Origin of the sequence: Pseudomonas sp. PDM31 (genome assembly GCF_019218965.1) — a bacterium.
Classification (GTDB): Bacteria; Pseudomonadota; Gammaproteobacteria; order Pseudomonadales; family Pseudomonadaceae; genus Aquipseudomonas.
In genome coordinates, this window is the sequence record NZ_JAHUWS010000009.1 from 257,457 (window position 1) to 272,997 (window position 15,541).

Sequence of the window (15,541 nt, forward strand, 5' to 3'; positions counted from 1 at the left end):
ATCTCAATAGTCACTGGAACGAAGCGCTGTCGACGGCGTGATAGACGTAGCGTCCATCGGTCATCCGCTTGATTTCTTCGAGGTAATTGGAGTTCATCACAAACACATTGGCGCCTTCTGGCAGCGCATCCATGGCTTCTTGCGGCGAGCAAACCCGCGCGCCGCTCAGGGGCAGGTACCGCCCCTGTTTGGCCGGGTTGATATCCACCACACGATCTACCGTTACGCCCGCCCGTTGCAGGAACAGCGAATAGATCACGCCTTTGGATGACGCGCCCCAGATCGCCGAGCCCTGCCCGGGCGCGGCCTGAATGATCTGCACCGCGCGCTCCAGGCTGCTGGTGAAACCGTCGGGCAGGTCCAGGCGCGGCACCGGTTGCTCCGGGGTCAGGCGCAAGGTCGCAAGGTCGGCAACGATGTACAGGTATTGGCCACCGAACAGGTGACCGGCCTCATGCACCGTGCCGAACATCCGGCGCAGGTCATCGAGGCGGAAGTAATTGACGTGCTCGTAGAACAGGTCGAACCAGGCTTTGTGATCGAGGATCCAGTCAAAGCACGGCACTTCGATGTAGATCTGCCCGCCCTGGTTGGCATCGGCCATTTCGGCGAGAAAGCTCACCGGGTCCTGAATGTGCTCCAGCACATGGCGCAGCACGATGGCGTCCGCCGCCAGCCCCAGGCCGCGCGTGAACGGCGCCTTGATCACATCGGCATTATCGCCTTCGTAAGCAGGGTCGATGCCGGTAATGGCGTAGCCGAGGCCTTTCAACAGTTCGAGAAAGTAGCCCTTGCCACAGCCGACTTCGATCAGTTCCCGGCCCTTGAAGTGACGGGCAATGATGCCCTCGACATCGCTCAAGTGTTTCTGGAACTGGCCGGAGTGCGCTTGCTCGTTCTGATAATCGGCGTCGTAGCTGAGCTTGTCGGCATCGAAAGCCTGGTTGAAGATCAACCCGCTCTTGTGGTCTTGCACCAGCACCATGTCGGCGCAGGCAGAGGCCCTGGCCGACGCGGGGTCGGCAAAGGTGCGGTTCTGCAACACCGGCAGGTCGGCGACCCGATACAACTCATGCCTCATGCGATGCTCCCAGTAGCTGTTGCAGACGGTCCGCCACACCCCAGAACGCCATCGGTTCGTGGATCGGATATGGGTAGTGACCGAGGTTCAATTGGATCGATGCACCGCGCGCGCGCAGCCGCTGCTCGACCAGGGCTCGCACCGAAATCGGCTGGCCGCTGGAGCAATTGATGACACCATCGAAGTCGCGCTGATGCAGGATCGCGGCGAGGTAGCCGGCAGCCGTTTCAATCGATAGGTAATCACGCAACTGTTCGCCAGCGGACATGTTGAAGCTGTCATCCCCGGCATCGATGGCCCGGTCCAGTGCGGCCAGCAGACTGTTCGGGTTTTGCCCCTCGCCGTGCAGGTAAAACAACCGCGCCCATTGCAGGGTGAACGGCTGAACCCGCTGCAGATTCTGTAAAAACACACGCAGCGTATTTTTTGCCAAACCGTAAGGGTTGCCTGGCTGCGGCTCGGTCTGCTCACTGAGCGGACCACTTTGCATGCCGTATTCGAAACAGGTGCCAGTAACCAATACCTGTGAGACGCCCGACTCCACCACGCCTTTGATGAGCCGGTAGTCGGCCATCAGGTTGTGCTCGAAGTGAAACAGCGCCTGATAGTTCGGCAAGCCTGGCCACGCCAGATGCACCAGGGCGTCGATGCCATCGGTCAGCGCGTCGAGGTTCAGCGTCGGGGCGTGAATATCCGCAGCGATGAACTCCACTGCATTGATCCACGGCACACTCGCGGCGGTCTCGGCGCTGCGTGCCACGGCCCGGACTTCACAGCCACGGGCGAGCAAGGCGGCGACCAGATGACGGCCGACGAACCCGGTGGCACCGGTCACGAGCACTTTCACAGGACAGTCAACTCGGGTACGGCGATCACGAAGCGGCCGTCCCACTGACGCACCTGCGCCAGTTGTTGACTGACTTCGTGCAGCAGGTTCCACGGCAGGACCAACACGTAGTCCGGCTTCTCTATATCGATCTGCCCAGGCGCCACAATCGGAATGCGACTGCCCGGCAAATACTTGCCCTGCTTGTGCGGATTGGCATCGGCCACCCAGGCCAACAGGTCCGGCTTGACCCCGGCGTAGTTAAGCAAGGTGTTGCCTTTGGCAGCGGCGCCGTAACCGACCACACGCTTGCCGTCCGCCTTGGCCTGCAACAGGAAGCGCAGCAATTCGTGCTTGATGCGCTCGGCGGCAGGCGCGAGGGTCGCGTAGTACCCGACGGTTTTCACCCCGGCGGCAAGCTCGGCTTGCAGTTGTTGTTGAACCGCCGGCTGCACGTCGCGGCGAACGCCGTCGGCGCGCTGGACGAACACCCGCAACGAACCGCCATGGGTCGACAACTGACTGACGTCGAACACTTCCAGGCCATTGCGCGCGCACAAGGCCTGCACGGCGGTCAGCGACAAGTAGGAATAGTGCTCGTGATACAGCGTGTCGAACTGCTGCCCGGCCATCAGTGTCAGCAACTGCGGAAACTCGAACGTCGCTACACCGGTCGGTTTGAGCAGGGTCGCGAAACCGCCGAGGAAATCATTGATGTCCGGCACATGGGCCAGCACGTTGTTGGCCGCCATCAGGTCGGCAGACCAGCCCTCGGCGATCAACTGCGCAGCGGTTTCGCGGCCAAAGAACAGCTCACGAATTTCCAGGCCTTTTTCCCGCGCCGCTTGCGCGGTGCTGCGGGTCGGCTCGACGCCCAGGCAGGGGATGCCGCACCCGGCCACGTACTGCAGCAGGTAACCGTCGTTGGCGGCGATTTCCACCACGCGGCTGTCGGCGCTCAGGCCAAAGCGCTCGACCATCTCGGCCACATAGCGTTCGGCATGGGCCAGCCAGGTACTGGAGAACGAACTGAAATAAGCGTATTCGGCGTCAAACAGGCTGTCGGCGCTGGTGTAATCCTCGGTCTGTACCAGCCAGCACTGCTGACACACTGCAACCTTCAGCGGCACCCATTGTTCGGCGTGCTCCAGCTGATCGGCGCGCACGTAGGCATTGGACGGCGGCGAAGTGCCCAGGTCGATCAGCGGCAAAGCCAGAGCAGTACCGCAACCACGGCAGTTCATAGAGTCACTCCGGCGAAGTGTTCATCGAGCAAAGGATGGTTGGCATCCCTGGCCGACAGATTATTGACAGGTAACGGCCAGGTAATCGCCAGCCGTGGATCGTTCACCGACAAGCCACCCTCGTGGGCGGGCGTGTAATCGGCGCTGTGCAAATAGAGCAACTCGGCGTCGGCGGTCAGGGTCTGGAAGCCATGGGCAAAACCGGCCGGGATCAGCAGGCTGCGACCGTCACCGGCACGCAGGTGCTCGGCGTGCCAGTGCAGGAAGGTGGCGGAATCGGGACGCAAATCCACCGCCACGTCCCAGACTTCACCGCGCAGGCAGGTGATCAACTTGGCCTCCGGCGCACTGGCGTTCTGATAATGCAGACCGCGCACAGTGCCGCGTTCACGCGTGCAGGAATGATTGATCTGACGAATATGAAACGGCTCGCCGAACGCGCTCAGGCTGCCCTCGCAAAACAGCCGGGCAAAGTGTCCGCGCTCGTCTTCGAAGCGTTTGTGCTGCACGCTGAACAGTCCGCCCAAGGGCAATGGCTTCAACACAAACTCACTCACAGCGCGCCTCGGTACAGGTTCAACTGAGCCTGGGAGATTGCGCGCATGTCGTCGCCGTTTTGCCAGGCCAGGTGCCAATCGAGGGTCTGGGTCAGGCACTGCTGCAACGACCAGCGCGGTTGCCAGCCCAGTAACTGACGGGCGCGGCTGCTGTCCAGGCGCAACAGGCCCGCCTCGTGCAGTTCACTCGGTTCGATGCGCAAGCCTCGCGCTTGCGGCCAGCGGCTGGAGAGCAACTTGACCACCTCGCCAACGCTGCACATGTCGGCTTCGCTCGGGCCGAAGTTCCATGCACCGGCAAATTCGGGGCCTTTTTCATAAAGGCTGGCGGCCAGTTGCAGGTAACCCGCCAGCGGCTCCAGCGCGTGTTGCCACGGGCGTACGGCGTGCGGGTAGCGCAAGGTCACCGGTTCGTCGGCGGTCCAGGCCCTGAGCACATCGGGGATCAAACGCTCCGGTGCAAAATCACCGCCACCCAGAACGTTGCCGGCGCGCGCGGTGGCCAGGGCCAGACCGTGTTCTGCGTATTTGTGCGCAGGGAAGAAAGAAGCGGCATAGGACTGCGCCAACAATTCACAGCAAGCCTTGCTGCTGCTGTAAGGGTCGTGCCCGCCCAGCGCTTCGTTTTCGCGATACGGCCACGCCCATTCCTGGTTGGCGTACACCTTGTCGGTAGTTACCAGCACGCACGCGCGCACGCCGCCGACCTGACGGATCGCCTCAAGCAGATTGAGTGTGCCCATGACGTTGCTGGAGTAAGTCCCCAGCGGGTCGCGATAGCCTTCACGCACCAGCGGTTGAGCCGCCAGGTGCAGGACGATTTGCGGTCGGGTCTCGGCGATCAGCTCCAGCAACGCGCCCAGGTCACGCAGGTCGCCGCGCTGATCGTTGATGCCCTCGTGCACCCGCGCCAGTTCGAACAGGCTCGGTTCGGTCGACGGATCGAGCGAGAACCCGCTGACCTCGGCTCCGAGGCTTTGCAGCCACAGCGTCAACCAACTGCCCTTGAAGCCGGTATGGCCAGTCAGCAGAACCCGCTTGCCGCGCCAGAACTCCGGGCTCAGTCCCATTGCTTCCATGGGGCCTCCCCGCTCTGCCACAGGTGCTCAAGGTGGTTTTTGTCCCGCAGGGTATCCATCGGGTGCCAGAAACCATCGTGCTGGAACGCTTGCAACTGTTGCTCGTTGGCCAGTGCGGCCAAAGGTTCGGATTCCCACGAAGTCTGATCATCGGCGATGTACGGCAGCACCTTGGGCGACAGCACAAAGAAGCCGCCATTGATCCAGCCACCGTCGCCGCGCGGCTTCTCGACGAAGCCTTTGACGCTGTCACCGTCACGCTCCAGCGCGCCGTAACGCCCCGGTGGCTGTACGGCGGTCACGGTCGCGAGCTTGCCGTGGGTCAGGTGGAAGTCCACCAGGGCGCCAATGTTCAGGTCCGAGACACCGTCACCGTAGGTGAAGCAGAACGCCTGCTCGCCCTCCAGATAGCGCGCGGCACGACGCAGGCGGCCACCGGTCATGGTGTCCTCGCCGGTATCGATCAGGGTCACGCGCCACGGCTCGCTGTAGTTCTGGTGAACGTCCATGCGGTTGTTGGACATGTCGAACGTGACGTCAGAGGTGTGCAGGAAGTAATTGGCGAAGAAGTCCTTGATCGCGTAACCCTTGTAGCCAAGGCAAATCACGAAGTCGTGAATTCCATGAGCGGAATATTGCTTCATGATGTGCCAGAGAATTGGCTTGCCACCGATCTCGATCATTGGCTTGGGCTTGAGGTGCGACTCTTCGCTGATACGCGTGCCCAGACCACCCGCCAGAATAACTGCCTTCATCTGTTCCCCTCTTGTTCTTCACAGCGCCAGCCCAAGCCTGAAAAGGCTTTTCGAGCATCTGGATAAATCGCACAAGGCCGCATCCATAGCTTCTGACTGCGTCGCACATGCTAGATTTATGGCGATTTTCAGGGGACTTGCAGGAAACGCGCCAGCTCGAACGGCGGCGCCATGTAGCCGCTACCGTTGGGGCAGCGACTACATCAGGGATGGATCAATCGGCCAGCCAGCCATTCTCCCAATAGCGCACGTTGTCGCCACGCAGCATGAAGTCACGCAGTACCGCCTCGCGTAATTCATCGCCCATGCGGTAGCTGGCATCCGGGTCTGCCAGGTGCATGCGGATGGCTTGCAACCACTCATCGGTAGTGTTGCTGATCACCCGCGTACAAGGCAGGTAACCGCGATATGCCTCGGTATCGGTACAGACCACCGGGTAGCCGCACGCGCCGTACTCCAGCAAACGCAGGTTGCTCTTGCAGTCGTTGAAGATATGGAATTCCAGCGGCGCCAACGCCAGGTCAAGGTTCAGGCTGGCCAGCTTCGCCGGGTAGATGCTCAGGTCGATCACCCCATGGAACTCATAGACGTAGGGCAGTAACTCTTCGGGGCACATGCCGAAGAATACCCAATCCACCTCGTTGGCCAGTTCACGAACCACATCGGCAATGATCGCCAGGTCGCCTGAGTGACTGGTTCCGCCACCCCAGCCAACCCGCGGTTTTTTCGAGGTGCGACGCTGACTGCGCAGATCACTCCAAAGGTCAGTGGCGAGCATGTTCGGCACCACCCGAATGTCGTGATGCATGGATGACAACGCTTCGGCCAGCGGCTGCGTCGATACCACCACCCGATCACACAGGCCGATGGCGCGACGAACCAGACGCTCCATTTCGACATTGTCCGGCATGTTGCGAATGTGCAGGTTCTTCTTCGGCGCCTTGATGACGTAGTCATCGAGCTCATAAATCATTCGGGCATTGGTGTGGGGCCGAATGGCGGCGATGTCGCTGATTGGTCCTTCGCTGTAGCGCCCCTGCAGGATGATGACGTCAGGTGATTCGCGCTCGATCTCGATAATCGATGGCAGATCGTAGTAGACGCGCCCGGTTGCCCGGCCCGCTTTCTCCAGTTCGATCAGTGGCTGGAGCGCCCGGTAGTGTCCAACCGCCGAGGAGTTGACCGGCAACGCCATGACTTTCGGTACTTGGCGCGCGGAAAACGGGCTCCAGCCTGCGCATAAGCCTGGCTCCAGACTGAAGCTGGAGCCCCCCGGCGTATTCAGCGTCAGGTTAGGGTTGTAAGCCGGATCGCGGGCAATGACGGGCAGCCAGCGCCGGTAAAACGTTTGCTGCTCCTGACTGCGAAGTGCCGCCTCGGCCGCGCTTGCCTCGACCGCAGGCGATGTCCCGAGGACCAGTTGGGCATACGGCGTCCAGACCACCAGATAGTCGTTTTGCCGGATCCGCAGACACAGATCCACCTCGTTGAGGGTCAAGGCAAAGTCCTGCTGGAACCCCCCAACACTGTCGAACAGCGCTTTGCGCACCATCAGGCAATCGGCACCGACTGCGCTCATGTCCTGAACCACCTGCAAACGCTGCATATAACCCTGTGAATTCAGCGGGTCGCCGACAAATGGCGAGCCTGCCGGCCCCTGCAACCCGAGGATCAAGCCCGCATGCTGCACACGGCCGTCCGCGTTGAACAGCTTGGCCCCGACCACACCGACCTCAGGACGCTGGGCATGGTTGAGCATCTCATCCAGCCAGTCACCCCGGGTGATCACCGCGTACGGGTCGAGCATCAGCAAGTATTCGCCACGGGCCTGCTGCGCCGCAAAATTGCGCGTTGCCGCGATATTTCCCTGCGGCGCAAACGACTTCACCCGCAACCGCTCACTGCCCATTTCGGCCATGCCACTGAGCCACTCACGTGTATGCGGTGACTCACTGCCATTGTCGATCAGCAGCAACTCGTACTCGCTGTAAGTGGTTTTTTCCAGGAGCGTTTCGACGCAACGCTGCACGGCAGCCAACTGGTCTTTACAGACAATGATGATCGACACCAGCGGCCGGGTCGCGTGCAAGTAATCGACACGATTGAGCGAGGTGAAACTGCCCTCGCGAATCTCATGGGCGATGCCCAGTCGTTGCAGATGCGCCTCCAGCACCAGCGGATTGAGTTCTATGACCTCGGGCAATACCAACCACTGCGCCAGGCCTAATGGCGACTCAAGCATCACCTCGGCGATATGCTCGACAACCTTGATGCCGTCATTTTCAACCATGCGCCATAGCACATCGTGGGGCGCCAATTCGCCGTAGTTCGAATTGAAGCCGCCAAGCTTGAGGAAACTCTCGCGCTGAAATGCCAGGGAGCGCCCGACATAAGGGTAACTGCGCATCAGGTCCAGATTGAAATCCGGCTTGAAGACCGGGTCTTGCGACTCACCGTCACATAATCTGCCTTCATCGGCGTAGATACACAAAACATCCGACGAGACACTGATGCGCTCGGCCAGCAGCAATAGTGCCGGTTCTACCAGACGATCGCCGGCACGCAGCATGTAAAACCAGTCAGCCCCGTCGAGCTGTGCCAGCAACCCGTTGATCTGCTCAAACCCGTCGTCTTGCAACGGTAAATTGAACACCCGCTCGTCAAGATAGGCTTCAGTGCAGGCGCTGGATAACACCAGGGTCAGTTCCGGCGCATAGAGCTGCTGGGCGAGGCTCTGAAGGGTGAGATCCAGAGCGGCACGACTGGCCTGGTCATCGATGATGATCGGGACGATTTTCGGTTGCCGCGCCCAACCGGCCAGGGTTTCCGGCAAGTGACGGCGAGCGGTTTCGCTGAGCGTGCGACACGCCAGCCACTGAGTGTAAAGCTGGGGAAAACTCTCGCTGGCCACCCCCACCCGAAACTCTTGGTGGGCCTGGCTGGCACCCAGGTTTCGACTCACGGCCACCTCATCCCAGACCCGCGGCTCTTCCTTGCTGCGGCTCAATGGCAAGTAACGAACCCAGCCCCCGGCAGGCGCATCTTCGCCGCCGCGAACCTTGAGCATCTGCACCAGCCAGTCCTTTTCCACCTCGGCCGCGTCTTTGATCGGTTGTTGGCGGCTCAATCGCTCCGGATGCAGGCGTTCGACGCTCAGCACGTAGTTTAGCTGCGCCATATTGCCCCGACGCATCAGGCAGATGTACAGGGCCAGATCGAGAGAGGCGACAAAGCAATGGCCGGGTTGAGTCAGGGCCGGCAGCAACTCCAGGACATCCTCGCGGCGAAACAGTGCATTACTGAAGCCACCGAGGAAGTTGATGGGAAACCTTTCAAAAATCGCCAGCAGGTCATCGCCCTTGTAGATCCCGCAAGCCGGCGACAACGTGCTGTTCTCCAGCCGGGACGGCAACGGATGGTTGTCGGCATCCCAGAAGGTGCGCTGAGCCAGTACCAGATTGATGTCCGCATTCTCGACCAGCACCTGCGCCTGGTACTCGATGCACGCAGGAGACAGCTGATCATCGTCGCAGAGGAACTTGATGTAATCGCCTTTTGCTTCGTCGAGACACGCCAGCAGGTTGCCGACAAACCCCAATGTCTGCGGGTTTCGTACATAACGCACGCGCAACGCTGCATCACCCGTCAGCGACTCGACAACCTGCGCAATCTCATCGCCGCGGCTGTCGTCGCACACAATGATCTCAAGGTTGGCGTATTGCTGGATCAAGGCACTGTGCAGGGCCCGGGAAAAAAAGCGCGGGTTGAAGGCGGGAATGACGAGGCTGACTAACGAGACTGGATTCACGGCGGGACTCTCAAGCGATAGACGCTCACCCGTGCGGGTGAGCACCTGAAACCGCTGAAAAAAGACGATAGATATTCGGCGATTTGTGGCCGGGAGCTTTCGCGCCCGACACCTTTAGATCTTGTTGAACAGACCCAACTGACTGATTTTGCTGAACGCCAGTTGCGAGGCCTGCAACATGGTTTGCTGCAGGGTCAGACGCGTCATCACTTCCGCCGGATCGGAATCGCGGATGGCCGACTGGGTCTGTTTGTTGGCCATGTTCAGGCTCTGGTTGATCGCCGATTGAGTATCCAGAGCCGAGCCACGCCCACCCACCGAACTCAGTGCACTGGACAATTGATCGTTGCCACTGGCGAGGTTGGCGATGCCTGAGGACACGGCGGCCAGCTGCTTCTGGATCAGGACCTGGTTGCCGTTGGTTGGCGTGTTCAACGCGCTCTTCAATTGGCTCACGGTATCCAGGATGTTCTGGGTCTGGTGAGCATTGACGGCAATACTGAACTGATCATTGGCAGACGGGCCCGGCGGGCCTGTCAGGGTGAAACTCACACCCGATGCGGTGGCGACGTTGCCCGCCATGGTCCCGGTGGAAACCGGCTTGCTGCTGGCGGTCAAGGGCGCCGCGTACAGTTCGAAGTCGGTGGCACTGGTAAACTTCAGGACGGCCGAGCCAGACGGGAAACTGGCGTGATAATCGGTCGGGTTGCTGATGGTGGCCGCAGTAACCTGCGCTGTCGATGCGTTGCCAGGGCTGCGGGTTGTCGTGAACGTATCGGGCTTGGAACCTAGTGTGAAGCTGTGGCCAGGCAGCACTGCCGCGGCGCTATCACCGCTTTGCAGATTGATGTTGAGGTTAAGTTCGACACCGCGAAAACTGACAGCCTGCCCAGCGGGGGTACTCGGATCGAAAACGCCCACCCGAGAGGCTTCGGCAGTGACGTCGGTACCGCTGGCATCGGTGATTTTCAGCTGGGTACCGCTAACGAAAGACACGGTATACGGCTCGCCGCTGCGGAACTTGCTGTCGTAGGCGACGTTCGACGATACCTGTCCGTTGGACAGTGTCACGCGACCATCATCAATGGCCGGCGCGGTCATGGTGACCTGGCTACGGCTGGTATTGATCGCCTGCTGGAACACCTCCCAGCCGGTGCTGTTGGTGGCCATGGACATGGTGTCGCCAACCTGCAGGTCGAGGGTCACCTGATCGCCGTTATAGCTGTAGGTGCCGTCGTTATTGCGCGAGAACGGTGGGGTATCGCCCTTGGAACCGGCGAAAATGTAGGTACCGTTTTCGTCCTTGGCGTTCATCAGGCTCAACAGTTGTTCTTCGATCTGGCCCAGCTCCGAGGCATTGGCCTGGCGGTCGGCGTCGGTGAGGTTGCCGTTACCGGAACCAATAGCCAGTTCCTTGGCGCGCTGCAGCACGTTGTTGATACTGGTCATTACCGACTCGGTCTGCCCCAGGGAGGCCTTGATCGTGTTGGTGTTGGCGTTGAACTGATCGAGCATCGACGCTTGCTGACCCAGTTGCAGCAGACGCGAGGCGCCGACCGGATCATCGGCGGCGGTATTGACGCGAACCAGGCTGCTGGCCTCTTCGCTGCTCTTGACCGCATTAGCGAAGTTCTTCTGATAATTCGCCGCGGTGGACTCGTAAAACTGGCCAGTGGAAATGCGCATGGGCTACGACTCCTTAGAGACTGTTGATCAGTGTGCTGAAAGTTTCCTGCGCAGCCTTGATGATCTGCGAAGAGGCGGTGTAGTACTGCTGATACTTGACCAGATTGCCGGTTTCCTCATCGAGGTCGACACCCGAGAGCGAGTCGCGAGCACCCTTGGCGTTGGCCAGGATGGCGCCGGTTGCGGCGCTGTCGAGCTTGCCCTGGGCGGTTTTGGCACCCACGCCTTCGACCAGTTTGCCGTAGGCGTCGGTCAGGGAAATGCCCTTGCTGGCCGTACCGGTTTCCACCACCTGCCTGGTTTGCAAGCCCGCCAGTGCGGTGCCGTTACGGTTGTCCAGGGTGCCCGGCTGCGCGATGCTGATGTCGATCGCTGTGCCCTTGCCCGGCGAACCGGCCACGGTCATCTCGAAGGTCGCGGTACGCTGCACGGCAGGCGGCCCCGGATCCATGATCGGCGCACCCGAGGCGTCCTTGAGCGGCACACTCAGGCTCAGGGTGTTGTTCGCGTTTGGCTTGATCGTGCCATTGCTGATTTCGACACCTTTGGCGTCGAGCAACTGATAGGTCTGGGTGCTGCCGTCGGCAGACGGTGAGCCGAACACGAGCTTGACCGGCGTCGAATTCTTGAGGCCGTTCTGCATGGCCGTGGCGGTGGCCGCGTCGTAAATGTCGAACCTGGTGGTCAGGGCCGGCTGGCCGCTGGACGGGATCGTCAGGGTGCCGCTGCCGCCCGGTGCAATGGCCGCGCTCAGGGGTGCGGCGATGGCCAGGCGCTTGGGGTCGGTCATCTCGGTCTGGATGGTTGCGGCCGCGTTGCGGGTCGGGGTGATCCTGAACGTATCGCCGGTGGCAGCACCACCACTGAACGACATCGCGAAGCCGTCGATGACTGGCGCAGGCGTGGTCGCGGTGCTGAAGCTACCCATCGACGTATTGTCTGGCAGGCGCTGGACCGTGTAGTTGGTGGCGCTGGTGAAGGTGACCTTGTAATCGTTGATCGTCAGCTTGCCAGTGTCCTTGACCGCCACATTGAAATTGCCTGAACCGGCACTGTTGCCAGTCGAGGCAATACTGCGCTGAGACATCTGCGCGGCGCTATTAAGACCGTTGAACAGGTTCGAACCGAAACTGCCGTTCTTGTCGATACCCTGAGCCTGAAGGCTGTTCATCTGATCGACGACGACCAGGGCGACACGGCCCAATTCATTCAAGGCGGGGTCGAGGACTTCGCTGCGATAGCGCAACAGGCCGCCGATTTCGCCCCCGGTCATGATCGAGGTGATTTCGATAGTGCTCGCACCACGATTGAGCTGCAGCGCCAGACGACCCGGGTCATCCTTGCCCGGCACCGCCTCCAGCTTGTTGACGGTGTCGCCAATCACCAAGGGCTGCCCGCTGCCCAGGTAAATGTCTATGTTGCCGTCACGCTCGATATACTGCGCCCCGGTGAAAGAGGACAGCTGGCGCATGGTCTCGTTGCGCGCGTCGAGCAGCTCGTTCGGCGTACCGCCGGCGCTGGTCACTTCGCCGATTTTCCTGTTCAACTGCGCCATGGTACTGGCCAGGTTGTTGACCTGGCCAACCATGTCCGTCAGGTTGCCGTTGATGGTCGAGTTCTGTGAGTTCAACTGCCCGGCCACCGAGTTGAAGCGATTGCTCAGGGCCTGCGCATCGCTGAGCAACAACTGCCGGGAAGCGTCGTCACCGGGTTTGGCATTGACGTTCTGTACCGAGGCGAAGAACTTGGTCAGCGCACCGCTGAGGCCGGTGGCACTGTCTGACAAAAGCGTGTCGAGCGGCGTGATCTGCCCCTGGTAGGCGGCCGCATCACTGTTGAGCGAAGTCGTCGTCTGCAATTGTGCATCGAGGTAGCTGTTGTACACCCGGCGCACATCGGCCAGGGTCGTGCCGGTGCCGATGTACACATTGCCGTACTGAATGGAGTTTTTGCTGCTCTGTACCGTCTGCTGGCGCGAGTAGCCGGCGGTGTCGGCGTTGGCAATGTTATTGCCGGTGGTCGCCAAGGCGTTATGGCTGGCACTCAGCCCCGACATCCCGATGTTTAGCAAACTCATGGTTCAGACCCTTATGCCTATAAAGGCGTGGTGGAAGCGCCCGCCGCAGCGTAGTTCTGGTAACTGGTCATCTGCTTGGCTATCTGCGAAATCTTGCTTGCGTAGTCCGGGTCGGTTGCGTAACCGGCCTTCTGCAACTCGCGTACAAACTGTTCTGGGTTATCGGCCGACTTCACGACTTCTTGATAGCGATTGTTGCTCTGCAGCAAGGTGACAAGGTCATGGAAACTGTCTTTGTAGGAGTCGTAGGAACGGAACTCGGCCGTCTCCTTGACCATCGCGCCGTTGCGGAACTCGCTGGTGATCGCCCGCGCCGAACCGCCGTTCCAGCTGCTGCCGGCCTTGATGCCGAACAGGTTATGGCTGCTACTGCCATCCTGGGCGCGCATGACCGATTTGCCCCAACCGGTTTCCAGTGCGGCCTGGGCCACCAGGTAACGTGGGTCGACGCCGATGCGATCGGCAGCTTCCTTGGCCATTGGCAGCATGGTGTTGACGAAATCGTCGGCGGAATTGAACGCTTTCTTCGCCGGCGCCAGGGGAATCTGCGCCATTGCGCGACCATAAATCTGCACGCGCCCGCCCGATGCCTGCTGCTGTGCAGTCGCCAGCCAGTCGCCGTTGTACAACGGCCCCGAGCCGGTCGTGCCGATACGTTCCGGCAAAGGCGTCTTGTTGACTGTTACCGAAGGCGTCGCTGAAGGCACCAAGCCTGCCAGCAGACGATCCGCCAGCTTGGGCGGCAGAGCCAGGCGTCGCTGATTGATCAGCGCCATGTCATTGCGATGGGCACCCTCGCCCGCCTCTTGCGGCGCATGCACCGAGCGCGAAGCCCACAATGGACGCTGACCATTGATCCGCGACAGCGGCCCGTTGAGCGCCACCGTACCGGCAGCCACCGGTGTTTGCACGGCAGCTTTGGCCGCCTCCTGTTTGGCCAGCGATGCAGCGGCCGCTTCACCCGGCGCCAGCGGTTTGTCTTTCGACATCTGCCGCATCAGGACGTCCGCCAGGCCAATGCCACCGCCTTCGCGGGACATGGAAACGGCCAACTGCTGGTCGTACATTTCCTGGTACTGCTTGGCCGCCGGCGTATTGAGCGGATTGTCCTGGCCCAGCGCGTCGGTGGCCGAACGCATGGACTTGAGCATTTCCCCCAGGAACAGCGACTCGAATTCCTGCGCGACCTTGCGCAGGTTGCCGTCGCTGTTCTTGTCACCGACCTTGAGCTGATTCAGACGATTGAGGTCCGAATAGGAACCCGAATCGCTACTGCTGACCAGACCGCTCTTGCGCATATCCACGATGGCCGTCCTCAGATCACGATCAGGTCGGCTTGCAACGCACCGGCCTGCTTCAGAGCTTCGAGGATCGCCATCAAGTCACCCGGTGCCGCGCCGACCTGGTTCACCGCACGGACGATTTCGTCGAGGGTGGTACCCGGGCCGAACTTGAACATCGGCTTGGCTTCCTGCTGGGCGTTGACCCGCGAGCGGGGCACGACGGCCGTCTGACCGTTGGACAGAGGGCCGGGCTGGCTGACGATCGGGTCTTCGGTGATGGTCACGGTCAGGCTGCCGTGGGTCACGGCGGCCGGGGATACCTTGACGTTCTGGCCGATCACGATGGTACCGGTGCGGGAGTTGATGATGACTTTCGCCACCGCCTGGCCCGGATCGACTTCAAGGTTCTCGAGAATCGACAGATAGTCGACCCGCTGGCTTGGATCGAGCGGCGCGCTAACGCGAATCGAGCCACCGTCGATGGCCTGGGCCACGCCTGGGCCGAGCATGTTGTTGATTTTGTCGACAATGCGCTTGGCCGTGGTGAAATCGGAGCGGTTGAGGTTCAGGGTCAGGCTGTTGCCCTGGTTGAACCCGCTCGGTACCGCTCGTTCGACCGAGGCACCGCCAGGGATGCGACCGGCCGACGGAACGTTGACGGTGATCTTCGATCCGTCGCGGCCTTCGGCGTCGAAACCGCCGACCACCAGGTTACCCTGGGCCACCGCATAGACGTTGCCGTCGATACCCTTGAGCGGCGTCAACAGCAAGGTACCGCCGCGCAGGCTCTTGGAGTTGCCGATGGAGGAAACCGTGATGTCGACCTGCTGCCCAGGCTTGGCGAACGGCGGCAAGTCGGCGCTGATCGACACCGCCGCGACGTTCTTCAACTGTACGTTGCCCGAACCCGGCGGCACCTTGATGCCGAACTGCGAAAGCATGTTGTTGAATGTCTGCAGGGTGAACGGGGTTTGCGTCGTCTGGTCGCCGGTGCCGTTAAGCCCGACCACCAGGCCATAACCGATCAATTGGTTGGAACGCACGCCGGAAATGCTGGCGATGTCCTTCAGGCGCTCGGCTTGAGCACTGAAGGCGACCGGCAACATCAGGGCGGCAACGATGAGACTTCTGAAGTTCAACATGCT

11 protein-coding genes are annotated in these 15,541 nt (G+C 61.0%); all 11 read right to left on the minus strand.

The genetic code is table 11. The features are described from left to right. Positions 1–10: 10 nt before the first annotated feature. The gene (locus tag KW839_RS19245) at positions 11–1,081 is read right to left on the minus strand and encodes a class I SAM-dependent methyltransferase (RefSeq protein ID WP_218425195.1); all 1,071 of its coding nucleotides are present in this window, start codon (positions 1,079–1,081) and stop codon (positions 11–13) included. Continuing rightward, positions 1,071–1,928 carry an NAD(P)-dependent oxidoreductase gene (locus KW839_RS19250; protein WP_218425196.1) on the minus strand — a complete coding sequence of 286 codons (858 nt, stop codon included), beginning with the start codon at positions 1,926–1,928 and terminating at the stop codon, positions 1,071–1,073. The genes KW839_RS19245 and KW839_RS19250 overlap by 11 nt, the downstream gene beginning before the upstream one ends. Further along, complete coding sequence (locus tag KW839_RS19255; protein ID WP_218425197.1) at positions 1,925–3,151, minus strand: class I SAM-dependent methyltransferase; 1,227 nt, start codon at positions 3,149–3,151, stop codon at positions 1,925–1,927. The genes KW839_RS19250 and KW839_RS19255 overlap by 4 nt, the downstream gene beginning before the upstream one ends. After that, complete coding sequence (locus tag KW839_RS19260; protein ID WP_060541381.1) at positions 3,148–3,708, minus strand: dTDP-4-dehydrorhamnose 3,5-epimerase family protein; 561 nt, start codon at positions 3,706–3,708, stop codon at positions 3,148–3,150. Before KW839_RS19260 ends, KW839_RS19255 begins: the two co-directional genes overlap by 4 nt. Further along, positions 3,705–4,787: a CDP-glucose 4,6-dehydratase gene (rfbG, locus tag KW839_RS19265; protein WP_218425198.1), complete on the minus strand. Its 1,083-nt coding sequence runs from the start codon at positions 4,785–4,787 to the stop codon at positions 3,705–3,707. The genes KW839_RS19260 and rfbG overlap by 4 nt, the downstream gene beginning before the upstream one ends. Further along, positions 4,769–5,542 (minus strand): glucose-1-phosphate cytidylyltransferase, encoded by a 774-nt coding sequence (gene rfbF / locus KW839_RS19270; protein ID WP_060541379.1) that lies wholly within the window; start codon positions 5,540–5,542, stop codon positions 4,769–4,771. The genes rfbG and rfbF overlap by 19 nt, the downstream gene beginning before the upstream one ends. Positions 5,543–5,756: 214 nt before the next feature. Continuing rightward, positions 5,757–9,350, minus strand: a complete 3,594-nt coding sequence (locus KW839_RS19275) for a glycosyltransferase (RefSeq protein WP_218425199.1) — start codon at positions 9,348–9,350, stop codon at positions 5,757–5,759. 114 nt (positions 9,351–9,464) lie between these two features. After that, positions 9,465–11,036, minus strand: coding sequence for a flagellar hook-associated protein 3 (locus KW839_RS19280; RefSeq protein WP_218425200.1), 1,572 nt, complete (start codon positions 11,034–11,036; stop codon positions 9,465–9,467). A gap of 13 nt (positions 11,037–11,049) precedes the next feature. Beyond that, complete coding sequence (gene flgK / locus KW839_RS19285) at positions 11,050–13,113, minus strand: flagellar hook-associated protein FlgK (RefSeq protein ID WP_218425201.1); 2,064 nt, start codon at positions 13,111–13,113, stop codon at positions 11,050–11,052. Between the two features lie 17 nt (positions 13,114–13,130). Further along, entirely contained in the window at positions 13,131–14,417 is a 1,287-nt protein-coding gene (flgJ, locus tag KW839_RS19290; protein WP_218425202.1) for a flagellar assembly peptidoglycan hydrolase FlgJ, read from the minus strand. 11 nt (positions 14,418–14,428) lie between these two features. Then, complete coding sequence (locus KW839_RS19295; protein WP_060541374.1) at positions 14,429–15,538, minus strand: flagellar basal body P-ring protein FlgI; 1,110 nt, start codon at positions 15,536–15,538, stop codon at positions 14,429–14,431. Positions 15,539–15,541 lie beyond the last annotated feature (3 nt).

Coding starts and splice junctions, on each gene's coding strand:
- KW839_RS19245 (WP_218425195.1), bottom strand. CDS start 1,081: ATGAGGCATGAGTTGTATCGGGTCGCCGACCTGCCGGTGTTGCAGAAC.
- KW839_RS19255 (WP_218425197.1), bottom strand. CDS start 3,151: ATGAACTGCCGTGGTTGCGGTACTGCTCTGGCTTTGCCGCTGATCGAC.
- rfbG (WP_218425198.1), bottom strand. CDS start 4,787: ATGGAAGCAATGGGACTGAGCCCGGAGTTCTGGCGCGGCAAGCGGGTT.
- rfbF (WP_060541379.1), bottom strand. CDS start 5,542: ATGAAGGCAGTTATTCTGGCGGGTGGTCTGGGCACGCGTATCAGCGAA.
- KW839_RS19280 (WP_218425200.1), bottom strand. CDS start 11,036: ATGCGCATTTCCACTGGCCAGTTTTACGAGTCCACCGCGGCGAATTAT.
- flgK (WP_218425201.1), bottom strand. CDS start 13,113: ATGAGTTTGCTAAACATCGGGATGTCGGGGCTGAGTGCCAGCCATAAC.
- KW839_RS19295 (WP_060541374.1), bottom strand. CDS start 15,538: ATGTTGAACTTCAGAAGTCTCATCGTTGCCGCCCTGATGTTGCCGGTC.